We start from the raw sequence: 13,778 nt of genomic DNA, 5'->3' as shown, positions 1-13,778 counted from the left end.
CATTCAGAGGTCTTCGGTGATCGACGACCTGCAGACGCTTTGCCAGCGGTTGCGTGCTTCGGACCGTACGGCACTGGAAGGGCTGTTCCGCCGCATGCGGGATCCGCTCCTGCGCTACGTCTGCGCCATTGTGGAGGATGCTACGGTGGCGCACGACCTGGTACAAGATGTATTTCTGGACTTATGGTTGCGGCGGACCTCGCTCGATCCGAAGCAGCCGTTGCGGCCCTATCTCTATCGCATGGCCCGCAATCGGGCGTTACGCTATTTGCGCGACGAGCGCCGCCGCGCTCGTAAGCGTGCCGAGCATCTGCCAAAAGGGCTTTCTGTCGAGTCGTTGTCGCCGGATGCTCACCTGGAGTCGAGGCAACTGGAAGACCTGCTGGCCCGCTGGCTGAACGAGTTGCCTGAACGTCAGCGGGAGGCCCTGGTGCTCAGCCGGTGGCATGGGTTAAGTCATCGAGAGATCGCTCAGGTAATGGGTATTTCCCCCCGTACCGTTAACAACCATATGTTGCGGGCGCTGGAGACGCTTCGCCGGCGACTTCAGGCGCTTGCGCTAATGCCATGAACGAACGTTCCGCACACCGATTGCCCCGGGAGCTGGAGGAAGCCCTGCAGGAACGAAGCCCGGAGGTGCGTCAGCAGATTCAGGCGCTCTGGGATCGGTTGGGCATGCTGGAACCGCCCGTTGAAAAGGCTCCTTCCACCAACGCGGCCTGGGAGGAACTGGCTGTCCAGCTAGCCCGAACGCCGCGTCCGGCCCGACCCGCTTATCGGCAGCGCCGTCCTCGATGGCCGGTAGCTGTGGGAATCTTGCTAGGGCTAATCGGTGCGTATGTGCTGTTCCGAGAGCGCACGCTGACCGTGCCGCCAGGTACGATCCAGACCATCTCGTTAGGCGACAGAGCTACCATTACCCTGCGCGCTGGCTCACGCCTGCAATATACCCTGGCTTTGCCCTGGATGCCGCCGCGTCAGGTTCGGTTAACAGGCGAAGCGCTGTTTGAGGTGGCGCCGGGAGATCCTCTGGCTGTGGAGACAGCGCAGGCGCGCATAGAAGTGCTGGGCACGCGCTTCAACGTGCGAGCCTGGCCAGAAACCCGTGAAACCCGTGTTACCCTGCTGGAAGGACGGGTGCGCGTGCGTCCAACCCGAACCCCGGTCCGCTCGCTGGTGCTTGAGACGCCAGGTCAGAGCGTGCGCATTCGAACAGAAACAGCACCTGTACCAGAACATCTGCCCCCTGAGCAGGTGCTGGCGTGGCAACATGGCGGGTTTGTGGTGATCGACGAGCCCGTAAGCGCTGTGCTGCGCGAGTTGGAACGGACGTTCAATCTCCGCATCGAAATAGCAGGTCCGCTGCCGCTTGACCGGCGCGTGACCGTCCTGTATCAGCAGCAGGCTCGCCCGCAAGCTATCCTTCAAGATCTTTGCCTGACCCTGCCATGCCACTACCGACGCATCAGTCGCGGGTTTGTTGTCGAGGCCGAGCCGGCGTCCGCGCGTTAGTGATTGCGGGAAGCCTGTTGTTCGGAAGCGCCGGGATAACGGTGGCGCAGGAGGGTGGGCGATTTACGCTGGTCGTTCGCGACGCACCCCTGCAAGCAGCACTTGAGACGCTGGCGCGCACGGCGCGCATTAACCTGGTTTATCCAACCGAGCTGGTCCGGGGTCAGACGGTTTCCTGCGCGCTCCGAGAGGCGCCGGTCGAACAACTGTTGCGCTGCCTGCTGGCTGGAACAGGCCTCGACTTTGTTCGCTCCTCATCAGGTGCTTATGTGATACTGGCAGCGCGAGAATTGCCTCCCCGACTGGGGCTGCTGACCGGACAGGTTGTTGACGGCACTACAGGCGCACCGCTGCCCTTCGCTCACGTGTTGCTGGCGGATGCAGGTACGGGCACCGTTACGAACGAAGCCGGTCTGTTCACCTTGAGCGGCTTGTTGGCCGGTCCGCACCGACTGGTCGTTTCCTATGTAGGGTATCGTCCCCGCGTGGACAGCGTCCGGATAGAGCCCGGTAGGCCGGTGCATGTGCGCATTGCGTTGGAACCTACGCTGCTGGAAGCTCCACCCATTGTAATTGATGGACTGACCCGCCGGCCGCTTTCGGCAGATCTGGGGCAAGAGGATCTGAATGCCGGTCAGCTCCAGCACGACGCAGCCGGCGATTTGCTACAAATGATCGGGCGCTTGCCGGGCATCCAGGTACCGCACCCCCTGGCCGAGCTGCACCTGCAGGGTGGCGATAGCGGCGAGCACCTGACATTGCTTGACGGTATGCCCGTGCGCAACCCTGTCAGCCTGGGACGTTATCTGAGCGCCTTCAGCCCGCTGGCTATTGGACGCTTAACAGTTCATCGAGCAGGCTATGGGGTGGCGCTGGGCAGTCAGCTAGCAGGGCTCATCGAGCTGGAGCATGACCTGAGCGTGCCGGGGCCGCTTGACCTCGGAGTTCGCGTTGATCCGCTGGCAGCTAATGCTCGAATTCGAGGGCGCTATCAAAACGCAGCGGCTCTGGTAGCTGTGCGCCGCAGCATCTGGGGACTTTATCAGGAGCCTGGCCTGCGCATGTTGCTCCGCCAGTGGAATTCAATGGATCCCTTTATGGCGGCTCGCTGGCTGGGAGAGGCCATCACCCGCGAAGGATTGCAGGCCTATCACTGGGAGCCCCGAGCCGCATTTTCCGATCTGCACGCGGCCGGCCGCATGCAGATCGATCCGTTTCAGACCCTGCATGTTACCCTTTATCAGGGAACAAACCGTCTGGAAGCGGACCAGCAGACCCGCTATGCGGCTGCGCACGCTGATTCGGCGCGGCTGATCCTGACGCAGGATACCTATCGCTGGCTCAACCAGGCATTTCGGTTCCGCTATGATCGATTGCTGGGTGCTCGCGCTCTGCTAAGCCTGGGGCTTCGAGGAAGCTGGCACGCGTCCACGTACCGGTATCGCGCGCGTGAGGGCTCAGCTCCGAGCGACGATCCGGTTGCCTGGGAAGCACTTGAGGTGCGATTGCGGGCAGCGCTGGACGACGCGCCCGGCACGTCTGAGCGCAACGCTATCCGAGAGCTGGCGCTGGCTACTACGCTGCACTACAGCCTGTCGTCGCGCTGGCAACTGGAAGGAGGCGTTCTGCTGGAGCAGGTGCAGGCTCATTTTCGGCTGGGCAACGTGTTGGTCGCGCCGTTTCGTCATCGCATCACAGTCTGGCAGCCTGCTGCTTATCTGACGGCTACGTGGAGGCTCAAAGAGAGCTTGAGCGTTGAGCCGGGCATACGGCTGACCTGGCTACCTGCGCGGGCAACGGTCTACGCCGAGCCGCGGCTCACCATGCGTCGAGACGCGCAGCTCGGTCCTTTCTCCGTGGCTATGCGGCTGTCCGGTGGGCTGTACCGCCAGTTCGTTAACCAGTTCGAACTGACCAGCGTTGGCGCTACAGCCATTGTGCCGTCGGTGCTTTTCTGGCTACCCTCCGATGGTACGGTTGCCCCTTCCTGGGCCTACCATCTAACCGGTGAGCTTTTGCTAACGCAGAAGGACGTCTGGCGCATAGACGCTGTCCTTTATCACAAAGGACAACCCCACCTGCTGATTGTCGATTATCCAGGACTGCTGGTCCGTCTCCCCGTCTCTCGTCCGAATTCCCGGGCTCTCCCCCTCAAGCAGCGTGCTTTTCTGCGACATACTCAGGGGATGGCACGGGGGCTGAGTCTGCGGCTTCGGTATCAGAGAACGCGTGAGCGAATCGCCCTGAGTTACAGCTACGACCGCACCTGGCGGGCTTATCCCGACAGCCGCGGGACGCTTCGGCGGCATCCTGCACCCTGGAACGAACCGCACCGTCTTCGCCTGGACTTCTCCTTCCACCTTCCAGCCAGCCTGATCTTCTCTGGAAGCTGGCAGGCCAGTTGGGGCCGGCGCTGGGCTTTTCGCCGCCTGTACTATGATTACCTGCGCTACACCGGGAGCCCACTCATTGGCGGCTACAACCTGGACCAGCCCGAACGGCATCGGTTGCCCGGTCGCTATCGGCTGGATCTGGGACTGTCGTGGCGCGGGCGGTTCCGCAGAGCTCTCTTTCAAGTGCAACTCTTAGTCCGCAATGTGCTTGATCGCCGAGAGGTGTATGATCGAAGCCTGATGATGGCAGACCCGGTTGCGCCAGAACCTATTGATCGCTATCTGCCCGGTCGTCAGTGGCTGCTGACCATGCAGGTAGGGTACTGAGACCGGTCGGTAGGCATTCAATCGCTGTCAGGTGCTGTTATAAAAACCAAAAAGAAGCAGGACAGGAATGGGACAAATGATGAGCGCCATGAAGCCTGAGAAGTGTTCGCGTCGAGAGTTTCTGCGATGGGCGGGCAGCCTGTCGCTGGGCACGGTGGTTTTTTCGCTGGTCGGCTGCGATACCGGAGGTATGGAGAGCGATCCAGACCGAGGCAATCCGCCTGGCGAAGAAACCGGCATCACCATCGAAGGCAACGTGGTCACGCTTGACCTGACCGGTTCGGTGGCCAGACGGGTGGCTGAGCCAGGCGGGTTTCTTCACATCGATGCCGCCGATATGCTCGTAGTGAATGTGAACGGTACGATTCGGGCTTTTTCAGCCATCTGTACCCACCAGGGCTGTGAGATTCGGGATTTTCAGAACAACCTGTTTACCTGCTGGTGCCACGGTTCTCAGTTTGACACCGACGGCCAGGTAGTGCGCGGGCCGGCCTCTTCGCCATTGCCGGAGTACACCGTGGAACGGAACGGGAATATCGTCCGCATTACAAAAAGGTAGAAGCGGCATGCGATATGGCTGGATCGTAATTCTCTGGATTGTGCCGGCGATTCGAGCGCAGCCGGTACTGCAGGCACCCGTTGGCCTGATGCAACAGGCTCCCGGGGCCTTCTTGGCCCGCGCGCAGCCTTCAGCGTTTGAGCAGCTTGTGCAGATGTCTTCCGGGCGCGTGGTTGCCCCAAGCCCTACCGACAGCCTGCCCGAAGGCATGCCGCTGAACACGCGGTTGCTCTGGGGGCGGAAAGGACTGCTTCGAATCCTGGGGCTGGCGCCGGCTACGCGGCGGCGGGAATTGGAGATTCGCCGAACGATGCTTCAGTGGCACCAACGATTAGCGCTGGTAACGTTTGCAGCGCTGACGACTCAGGTCATTCTGGGAGAAGTGCTGGCCAGTGATCGGGCGCGTTACTATCAGAAGCTGCAGCCGATCCATCAGCCCCTGGGATACGTAACCTTTGGGCTGTATCTGACTACCGCCAGCCTGTCGCTCGGGGCACCTCCGGCCCGCCGCTACACGCCCGGTTTTAGCTCAATCAAGCTACACCGAGCCCTGGCGCTGATCCATTTCACCGGCATGATGCTTCAACCCTGGCTGGGCCGGCGACTTCGGCTGGCACCCTCGCCAGCAAGCTACGAACGTCGGCTTCGCACCCATCGCTGGGTTGGGCGCCTTACGTTCGGGGCCTACACGGCCGCTTTTCTGGTCATTTTGCTTCCCTACTGACGACGGTCGATATGCGACGCCTGACGCTACTTCTGGGACTTGCAGGATGGCTGGCAGGAGGCGCGCAGCTAATCGCGCAGCCTGTCACCGTAATGGTCGACAGCACAGAAAGTGTGCTGCAGTACCACGGTCATCATCCGTTGCATGGATGGACGGGCACCAGTCGCCTGGTCTATGGCACGCTTCGGCTTGATCTGGATGATCCTGCTCGTTCGTCGATCACGATCCGCGTGCCGGTAGCCAGCTTCGATAGCGGAAACAGCAACCGCGACTCCAACATGCTTGATGCGGTCGAAGCGGATCGCTACCCGGACGTGCGCTTTAAGTCGACCGCCATATCCGTGCAGCGCTGGGAACGCACCGATGCGGGCTATGAAGGTGTCTGGACCGTGGGCGGCAACCTGACCTTTCATGGCCAGACACATCCGGTTACTATTCCGGTTACGGTACGGATCGAAGGCAACCGCTTCGAGGCGACCGGCACGTTTTCGATTGCCCTGTCTCAATTCAAGGTGCGACGACCTAAACTCCTCCTCTGGTCCATCCGCGACACAATTGATCTTGAAGGGACAATCCGGGCCACATTGCCCGACAGCGCTGTGAGTCAACGCGGAGCGCTTCATTGAATAGGCAGCTCCGAGCTGTAACGCGAAGCAGCAGCCCTTGAGGAGGGGCGTTAGAAATAGCGGAGCCAGAGGTAGCCTGGGGCTGCGGGTGTCTTCCCGGGAGGATCTGCCGGTAAAGACTAAGACGTGTCATGCTCTGGGTTTTCCAGTTCTGCATATTTAATTTCCGGCAGCTCGTTGACAGAGATGGGCTGGATGTGGAAAATGAGCCGGGCACTTCGGTCGTAGGTGAAGTAGTTCCAGGCCCAGTTGATAAGCACTTGCAGTCGGTTGCGGAAGCCAATAAGCTGCACCAGGTGCAGCGCCAGCCAGGCAAACCAGGCTAGCGGACCCGTCAGGCGCACGCCGCCTTTCAGCTCAGCTACAGCCGCGTGGCGGCCAATCGTAGCCATGCTACCACGATGGCGATAGCGAAACGGTTCGGTCTCCTGGCCACGCAACAGGCGTTGGATTTGCCGGGCTACATGCCGGGCGCCCTGAATGGCTACCGGTGCCATCTGGGGATGCAGGCGACCCGTTTCGTCGCGGCTGGCGGCCAGATCGCCGATGACAAATACGTTGGGACGGCACGGTACCCGCAGGTCGGCAGCTACTTCAATGCGGCCGCCGCGCGTCTGCGGTAGACCCAGCCGGTCGGCCAGCGGACAGGCACGCACGCCCGCAGCCCAGATGACCGTACGGGTGGGGATGCGCTCGCCGCTCTGCAGATAAACGGCTTCCGGGGTAACGCGAGCGACCGGATCACCCAGGTGCAGCTCAACTCCACGCTGACGAAGCTGCTGACGAGCGTATTGCTGCAGGCGCTCGTCGTAAGGAGCCAGCACGGTATCAAGCGCCTCGACCAGCAGTACGCGCGCCCGGTTCATTGGAAGATGGGGATAGTCTTTGCGGAAGACCAGCTCAAACCATTCTACCAGCGCGCCGGCCATCTCAACGCCTGTCGGGCCACCCCCCACCACCACAATATTGAGCAATCCCTCTCGGATGCGCTCGGGATGGCGGTCGGCTTCCTCAAACTGTCGGATAATGTGGCTGCGCAGCGCAATAGCGTCCTCCAACGTTTTGAGCGGAAACGTGCATTCCGCAGCTCCTTCGATCCCGAAGTAGTTAGTAACAGCACCGGCGGCCAGCACCAGATAGTCAAACGCTATGCGGTCGCCGTCGTCCAACAGTACGGCTGACGCGTTCCAGTCAACCCCGACCACCGTCCCCATCACGAACCGGACGCTGCGACGTTTCTGGAAAATGCCCCGAACTGCATGGGCAATTTCTTCGGGTTCCAGACCTGCGGTAGCCACCTGATACAACAGGGGCTGAAACGTGTGGTAGTTCTGGCGATCGATCAGCACGACCTCGACGGGCGCGCGGCGCAGCGCGCGGGCCAGCGTCAGCCCCCCAAAACCTGCGCCCACAATCACAACCCGTGGACGGTCCTGAGCCATAAGCCGCCCTGTGTTTTTTTAGGGAAAGACTCTTAAGCAAAAGCTTACCGACCTGGAAGTTTCACGATGAAACAAAGCATTGTCGGATCTTTTCCAGCCCTCACGTATCTTTGAAAAGAGTCCTGAAACCGGCCGACATGTACGGGTTGCTGCATCGATTGCAACGCTGGTTGCGAGGTCCGGAAGAAGAGCCACCAGCCACAACAGAAACGCTGGAAGTGGTGCAGCGTCTAACCAAGCTTCCCGTCCGAAACGCTGCACTTTACGAGCAGGCGCTAACGCACCGCAGCCTGCTACGCGGACGCCCTGACAGCCACCTGCATTCCAATGAGCGGTTGGAGTTTCTGGGAGATGCTGTCCTGGGGTTCATCGTAGCAGCTTACCTGTACGAGCACTTTCCGGACCGAAACGAAGGCTTTCTGACCCGGCTCCGAGCCAAACTGGTTAACCGCGAAGCCCTGGCGCAGGCAGCCCGTCGCCTAAAGCTGGGCACCTATGTGCGGCTCAGCGAAAACATGGAACGTGTGGGAGGACGGGAGAACGATTCTATTCTGTCGGATGCATTTGAAGCATTGGTCGGCGCCCTGTATCTGGATCTGGGACTGGAGGCCACCCGGGCCTTTGTGGAGCGGGTGCTGCTGGAACCGCTTGATCTGGAAGCGCTGGCCCGGCGACCAGACAACTACAAAAGCCTGTTGCTGGAGTTTGCGCAGGCGCGGGGTTGGCCGCAACCTCGCTACCGGGTAGTGGCCGAGGAAGGTCCCAGTCATGCCCGCACATTTACCGTAGAGGCCTGGATTGGTAACCGGCGGCTGGGAAGGGGCACGGCGGGCAGTAAAAAGCAGGCAGAGCAACAGGCTGCCCGTGAAGCGCTTGCTCGATTGCAGGCAGCCGAGACCCTGGAAGGCGGCGCCTGACCTCACGGCGAAACCGGTCGCGGAGGACAATAGAACTGAATAACCCCCCAGTGGCCGTTTGTCAACCATTCCGGATCCCGGGAGGCAACTTCGCCGATACGTGTTTCCTCTAGGCCTACGACGACTTCGGCTTTGAGCGTGCGAAGCACCAGCAACGGAGCAGGGAAGTAGCTGACCACCTCGGCAAAAGGGGTCGTAAACGGCCAGTGGGCATCGTCCACCAGGCGACGATAGTTGGCGTCGCCTTTGGCAATGACCAGATCGGACCGGGCTAGCTCAGCGTGAGGCAAAGCCGGGAACGCTCGCATAGGTAGCGGACAATTCCAGATAAAGCTATCCGTCAGTTGCAGGTGGCCAGCAGCAATGTGGGAGCGCAGTCGCTTGGCCAGCAGACGCGGCGCAGAATCCGAAGCATTGGCCAGACGGCTGAGCAGTTCTAGCACGTCCGCAATCAGCGCATCCGAGACAAACGTTGGGTGGGCCTTCAGGTGCAAAACAACCGTGTGGGCGTAGCCAGCCGCTAGCAGTCCGTCAATGAGCACCAGATCACACAGTAGCTCAAAACCAGCATTGTCTGCCAACAGATCAACGCGGGCTGGTGCTATTGCCTCAAGGTGAGCATGGGCTGCTTCGGTTTCGTTAACCAGAAGATGGGCCGTTTCTCGGGTAGTGCCCAGGTGGCGGGGAGCTTTGTCCGCCGACCACATGCTCAGGTCGATCTGGTTGCCCCAGAGCGACGTCAGCAATAGCAGCGGTAAATGGGCGCGGGCTTGCTCCGGACAGGTGGCACGCTCATTAGCTGCGCGGGCAAGCATTGCAACGGCCTCTGCCGAGGGATCCAGCGCTGCCGTCTTTTGCTTCCGGAATGGGTCGAGCAGATGGGTCGGTCCTGGCTGAAAGTAGCCCGTCGCCTCAAGTATGCGGCGGTAGAGATAATGCTCGGCGAACAGCCAGGGCGCTGAAGCCCAGGTTTCGCCCAGGTAAGGGGCGATCCATTCGTTCCAGAGGCGCAGGTCGGGCGCGCCCGGGTCCTGAAGCGGACGGATTGGTCCATCCGGCAGCTCATCGTGCAGCGCCCGGAGTCGTTTGTTGATGGACGCTGGAAAATCATTCACCTGAATCGTCTGAGCCACAATGCGCGGCCAGCGCTCCCGAACCGTGCGCTCGGCAAATGAGCCTGGATCGGTCCCTCGAAGGGGAGGCGGAACGCAAAGCGGTTGTTCCATCGCAGCCGTTTGAAGCAGGGGCACTCAGGCGTATTCTTTACCCAGCGCCTTTCAATCTGGTGCCAGCGCTCCGTCTAAAGAATCCGCCAATCCTGAACTTAACAGGGAAATTGAGCATTTATGAGCCGCGGGATTTTACAAAAAAACGCGGGCAGTCATCATGGCCATCGATTTAGCGCTGACCGATCGATTTGAAGACCGGCACATCGGCCCTTCGTCGGCAGACATTCAGGAAATGCTCCAGACGCTGGGCCTCTCGTCGCTGGAAGAGCTGGTGGCGCAGACAATACCCGAGGCGATTCGTACCAGGCAACCGCTGGCGCTTCCGCCCGCCCGCAGCGAGGCTGAGCTGCTGGCACGACTGCAAGAACTGGCGGCGAAAAATGCGTCATACCGTTCTTTTATCGGCATGGGATATTACGACACGATTACGCCGCCGGTGATTCAGCGGAATGTGCTGGAAAATCCGGCCTGGTATACGGCCTACACGCCCTATCAGGCAGAGATTGCACAGGGTCGATTGGAAGCGCTTTTAAACTTCCAGACCATGGTCATTGATCTGACCGGACTGGAGCTGGCCAACGCCTCGCTGCTTGACGAAGCGACAGCCGCTGCCGAGGCCATGATGATGCTGCACCGCCTCGCACGAGACCCGAAGCGGAACACGTTCTTCATTTCAGAAGCCTGCCATCCGCAGACAATCGCTGTGGTTGAGACGCGTGCGGAGCCGCTGGGCATTCGGATCGTGGTGGGAGACCACCGCACGTTCGAGCCGGGACCCGAGCTGTTTGGCGCCCTGGTGCAGTATCCGGCCACTGACGGCGCTATCTATGACTACCGAGATTTCTGCGAACGCATCCACGCAGCAGGCGCTTATGTGGTGGTCGCAGCCGACCTGCTGAGCCTGACGCTGCTGGTTCCCCCGGGCGAGTTTGGCGCCGATGTGGCCGTAGGCAGCACGCAACGGTTCGGAATTCCGATGGGCTACGGAGGGCCGCATGCCGCCTATTTTGCTACGCGAGAGGCGTTTAAACGTCAGGTGCCCGGACGGATCATTGGCGTCTCGCGCGATGCCGATGGCAGCCCGGCCCTCCGCATGGCCCTGCAAACGCGGGAGCAGCATATCCGCCGGGAGAAGGCTACGTCGAACATCTGCACCGCACAGGTGCTGCTAGCGGTCATGGCCGGTTTCTATGCGGTCTATCATGGGCCGGAGGGCCTGCGCCGCATCGCCGAGCGGATTCACAACCTGACGCGCGTGCTGGCCGCCGGGCTGGAACGACTGGGATACCGACTGCGCCACCAGCACTTCTTCGACACCCTGCGCGTCGAAACCACCTCGGAGGAGGCAGCCCGTCTTCAGGAAGCCGCACTGGCCCGGCGCATCAACCTGCGCTACTATGAAGACGGCACGGTTGGCCTGTCGCTTGATGAGGCGACGACCGCTGAGGAATTGGAAACGCTGCTGGACATCTTTGCGCTCGGGCGGCCGCGAACGTTCTCTGTTGCCGAACTGGCCGCTGAGCTGACGCCAGGCTATCAGGGTCCGCTCGCCCGCACCTCGCCATATCTGACGCACCCGGTCTTTCATCGCTACCACTCTGAAACAGAACTGATGCGCTACATGCACCGGTTGGCCAGCCGGGATCTCTCGCTTGTGCACAGCATGATCCCGCTGGGCTCCTGTACGATGAAGCTGAACGCGGCTGTTGAGCTTATGCCGTTGAGCTGGCCGGCTTTTATGCGGGTGCATCCGTTCGCACCGCCCGAGCAGGTCAAAGGCTATCAGGAGCTCCTGAACGAGCTCGAAACCTGGCTTAAAGAGATTACAGGCTTTGCGGCCGTTACTTTCCAGCCCAACTCGGGCGCTGCTGGCGAGTACACCGGCTTGCTCATGATCCGAGCCTATCATCGAAGCCGGGGCGAAGGGCACCGCAACGTCTGTCTGATTCCTGCGTCGGCTCATGGCACCAATCCTGCCAGTGCCGTGATGGCCGGGATGAAGGTGGTTGTGGTGCAGTGCGACGAAAATGGGAATATTGACCTGGAGGATTTACGCGCCAAGGCCGAAGCGCATCGCGACCAACTGGCGGCACTTATGGTAACGTACCCCTCCACGCACGGCGTCTTTGAGCCGCACATCCGAGAAGTCTGCGACATTGTGCATGCGTGTGGGGGGCTGGTGTACCTGGACGGGGCCAACATGAACGCGCAGGTAGGTCTGTGCCGCCCTGCCGAGTATGGGGCCGATGTGTGCCATCTAAACCTGCACAAGACGTTTGCGATCCCGCACGGTGGAGGCGGTCCGGGCGCCGGACCCGTTTGCGTGGCCGAGCACCTGAAACCGTTCCTGCCCGGTCATCCCGTGGTACCAACAGGCGGAACGCAAGCGATTGGGCCGGTGGCGGCAGCTCCCTACGGTAGCGCCAGTATTCTGCTGATTTCCTGGGCCTACATTGCACTGATGGGGGGCGAAGGCCTGCGGCGCGCTTCCGAAGTGGCGATCTTGAACGCTAACTATCTGGCTCATCGCCTTGAGGCAGGGTACAAGATCCTTTACCGGGGGCCGAATGGCCGCGTAGCCCATGAGTTCATCGTGGATCTGCGGCCTTATCGACGACAGGGGGTTACCGAGATCGACGTAGCCAAGCGGTTGATGGACTATGGCTTTCATGCGCCAACAGTCTCGTTTCCGGTGGTGGGGACCATGATGATTGAGCCCACCGAGAGTGAGTCGAAGGAGGAGCTGGACCGCTTCTGTGAGGCGCTGCTCTCCATCCGGGAAGAAATTGAAGAGGTGCTGCAGGGCCAGGCCGATCCGGAACGCAACGTGCTCAAGCAAGCGCCGCATACGGCCACCATGGTCGCCTCAGATCACTGGGATATGCCGTATTCTCGCGAAAAAGCAGCATTTCCTGCGCCGTGGACGCGCACGCACAAGTTCTGGCCTGCTGTCCGGCGAGTAGATGAGGCTTTCGGCGACCGAAACCTGGTATGCGCCTGTCCGCCCCTGGAAGCTTACGCGGTCTGAACCGGGGTCAGGAGCAGGCAGAGGAGGAGAGGGTGCGCTGACGCGCCAGCAGGCGCGTCTGGCGGCCTGGTAGCTCTTTCCCCAGCAAGGCTTCCAGGTCGAGGGCCAGTTCGGCTACCTTGCGGTAGTCGATCCCCGTGCGCACGCCCATCGCTTCAAGCATGTAGACGGTGTCTTCGGTAGCAATGTTGCCCGTGGCGCCCGGAATGAACGGACAGCCACCCAGACCACCCAGGGAGGTGTCGAAGCGCGTAACGCCGCATTGCAGGGCGGCCAGTACGTTAGCCAGCCCCATGCCGCGCGTGTCGTGCAAGTGCAGCACCAGCGGTGTGTCGCCGATCTCTTCTTGTACGGCCTGCACGTACTCCTGAATTTGCACCGGGTGCGCCATGCCTGTTGTGTCGGCCAGCGAGAACGACTCAAGTCCCAGATCCACAAACCGCCGGGCCAGCTCACGGATGCGTTCCAGCGGCGTGTCGCCAGGTGTTCGGTAGCCAAATACGGTTTGCAGACCAAGCTGCGGTTGCATGTCATAGTGGTGAGCCAGGCGAATCATGGTTTCTGCCTGCCGCACGGCTTCGGCCACGCTCATGTTTGCGTTGGCCTGGCTGTGCTCCTCATGGGTAGCAATGGACAGATCTACATACCGCAGTCCGGCCGCGTGCGCGCGCTCGACCCCTTTAACGTTCAGGGCCAGACCGGAAAAGATGACATCGTCCCGCTCGGGCAGACGGCGGCATACTTCTTCAGCGTCGGCCATCTGGGGCACCCATCTGGGATGTACAAAGGAGGTTACCTGAATACGCCGCACGCCTGCTTCAATGAGCTGCCGAATAAGGGCGACTTTACGTTCGGTAGGAATGAACGTCGATTCGTACTGGAGGCCGTCTCGCGGACCTACTTCGCAGATGACAGCGCGTTGAGGCAGTTGCATCGGGGTAGCCCGGTTTTTCCTGGAGGGCGATCATTCGTCAAAAATAATAAAGCCGAACCCTGCGACAGGGTTCGGCGGAAAAATAGA

Annotated in this window: 11 protein-coding genes; 8 read left to right on the top strand and 3 right to left on the bottom strand. The window is 60.9% G+C overall.

The window, feature by feature from the left end:
* Positions 1-16 precede the first annotated feature (16 nt).
* From BUA15_RS10880 to BUA15_RS10855, 6 genes are all read left to right on the top strand, one after another.
* Positions 17-571, top strand: coding sequence for an RNA polymerase sigma factor (locus BUA15_RS10880; protein WP_072716020.1), 555 nt, complete (start codon positions 17-19; stop codon positions 569-571).
* Positions 568-1,512, top strand: a complete 945-nt coding sequence (locus BUA15_RS10875; RefSeq protein ID WP_072716019.1) for a FecR family protein — start codon at positions 568-570, stop codon at positions 1,510-1,512. The genes BUA15_RS10880 and BUA15_RS10875 overlap by 4 nt, the downstream gene beginning before the upstream one ends.
* The gene (locus BUA15_RS10870; RefSeq protein ID WP_245772016.1) at positions 1,449-4,232 is read left to right on the top strand and encodes a carboxypeptidase regulatory-like domain-containing protein; all 2,784 of its coding nucleotides are present in this window, start codon (positions 1,449-1,451) and stop codon (positions 4,230-4,232) included. The genes BUA15_RS10875 and BUA15_RS10870 overlap by 64 nt, the downstream gene beginning before the upstream one ends.
* 88 nt (positions 4,233-4,320) lie before the next feature.
* The gene (locus BUA15_RS10865; protein ID WP_072716053.1) at positions 4,321-4,791 is read left to right on the top strand and encodes a QcrA and Rieske domain-containing protein; all 471 of its coding nucleotides are present in this window, start codon (positions 4,321-4,323) and stop codon (positions 4,789-4,791) included.
* A gap of 7 nt (positions 4,792-4,798) precedes the next feature.
* A complete protein-coding gene (locus BUA15_RS10860; protein ID WP_072716018.1) occupies positions 4,799-5,515 on the top strand; it encodes a hypothetical protein in 717 nt (238 codons plus the stop codon).
* A gap of 11 nt (positions 5,516-5,526) precedes the next feature.
* Positions 5,527-6,141, top strand: coding sequence for a YceI family protein (locus BUA15_RS10855; protein WP_072716017.1), 615 nt, complete (start codon positions 5,527-5,529; stop codon positions 6,139-6,141).
* A gap of 119 nt (positions 6,142-6,260) precedes the next feature.
* Here the strand turns inward: BUA15_RS10855 and BUA15_RS10850 are convergent, their stop codons facing one another.
* Complete coding sequence (locus BUA15_RS10850) at positions 6,261-7,583, bottom strand: NAD(P)/FAD-dependent oxidoreductase (protein ID WP_072716016.1); 1,323 nt, start codon at positions 7,581-7,583, stop codon at positions 6,261-6,263.
* Between the two features lie 137 nt (positions 7,584-7,720).
* Between BUA15_RS10850 and rnc the strand changes: the two genes are divergently transcribed.
* Positions 7,721-8,500 carry a ribonuclease III gene (gene rnc / locus BUA15_RS10845; RefSeq protein ID WP_072716015.1) on the top strand — a complete coding sequence of 260 codons (780 nt, stop codon included), beginning with the start codon at positions 7,721-7,723 and terminating at the stop codon, positions 8,498-8,500.
* A gap of 2 nt (positions 8,501-8,502) precedes the next feature.
* Here rnc and BUA15_RS10840 read toward each other — a convergent pair whose 3' ends face one another.
* Positions 8,503-9,726: a damage-control phosphatase ARMT1 family protein gene (locus BUA15_RS10840; protein WP_072716014.1), complete on the bottom strand. Its 1,224-nt coding sequence runs from the start codon at positions 9,724-9,726 to the stop codon at positions 8,503-8,505.
* Between the two features lie 160 nt (positions 9,727-9,886).
* Here BUA15_RS10840 and gcvP point away from each other — a divergent pair, with 160 nt between their 5' ends.
* On the top strand, positions 9,887-12,757 hold the full coding sequence (gene gcvP / locus BUA15_RS10835) for an aminomethyl-transferring glycine dehydrogenase (RefSeq protein WP_072716013.1): 2,871 nt from the start codon (positions 9,887-9,889) through the stop codon (positions 12,755-12,757).
* A 7-nt stretch (positions 12,758-12,764) separates the two neighbouring features.
* Here gcvP and BUA15_RS10830 read toward each other — a convergent pair whose 3' ends face one another.
* Positions 12,765-13,691 (bottom strand): hydroxymethylglutaryl-CoA lyase, encoded by a 927-nt coding sequence (locus BUA15_RS10830; protein ID WP_072716012.1) that lies wholly within the window; start codon positions 13,689-13,691, stop codon positions 12,765-12,767.
* Between the last annotated feature and the right edge of the window lie 87 nt (positions 13,692-13,778).

The organism is Rhodothermus profundi, assembly GCF_900142415.1.
GTDB classification, from domain to species: domain Bacteria; phylum Bacteroidota; class Rhodothermia; order Rhodothermales; family Rhodothermaceae; genus Rhodothermus; species Rhodothermus profundi.
Note: the sequence above shows the minus strand (reverse complement) of the source record. Positions and strands in the feature narration are given on the sequence as shown.

What these genes read in the sequence shown, in the direction of transcription:
- BUA15_RS10875 (WP_072716019.1), top strand. Translation starts at nt 568, where the DNA reads ATGAACGAACGTTCCGCACACCGATTGCCCCGGGAGCTGGAGGAAGCC.
- BUA15_RS10870 (WP_245772016.1), top strand. Translation starts at nt 1,449, where the DNA reads ATGCCACTACCGACGCATCAGTCGCGGGTTTGTTGTCGAGGCCGAGCC.
- BUA15_RS10865 (WP_072716053.1), top strand. Translation starts at nt 4,321, where the DNA reads ATGAAGCCTGAGAAGTGTTCGCGTCGAGAGTTTCTGCGATGGGCGGGC.
- BUA15_RS10860 (WP_072716018.1), top strand. Translation starts at nt 4,799, where the DNA reads ATGCGATATGGCTGGATCGTAATTCTCTGGATTGTGCCGGCGATTCGA.
- BUA15_RS10855 (WP_072716017.1), top strand. Translation starts at nt 5,527, where the DNA reads ATGCGACGCCTGACGCTACTTCTGGGACTTGCAGGATGGCTGGCAGGA.
- BUA15_RS10850 (WP_072716016.1), bottom strand. Translation starts at nt 7,583, where the DNA reads ATGGCTCAGGACCGTCCACGGGTTGTGATTGTGGGCGCAGGTTTTGGG.
- rnc (WP_072716015.1), top strand. Translation starts at nt 7,721, where the DNA reads ATGTACGGGTTGCTGCATCGATTGCAACGCTGGTTGCGAGGTCCGGAA.
- BUA15_RS10840 (WP_072716014.1), bottom strand. Translation starts at nt 9,726, where the DNA reads ATGGAACAACCGCTTTGCGTTCCGCCTCCCCTTCGAGGGACCGATCCA.
- gcvP (WP_072716013.1), top strand. Translation starts at nt 9,887, where the DNA reads ATGGCCATCGATTTAGCGCTGACCGATCGATTTGAAGACCGGCACATC.
- BUA15_RS10830 (WP_072716012.1), bottom strand. Translation starts at nt 13,691, where the DNA reads ATGCAACTGCCTCAACGCGCTGTCATCTGCGAAGTAGGTCCGCGAGAC.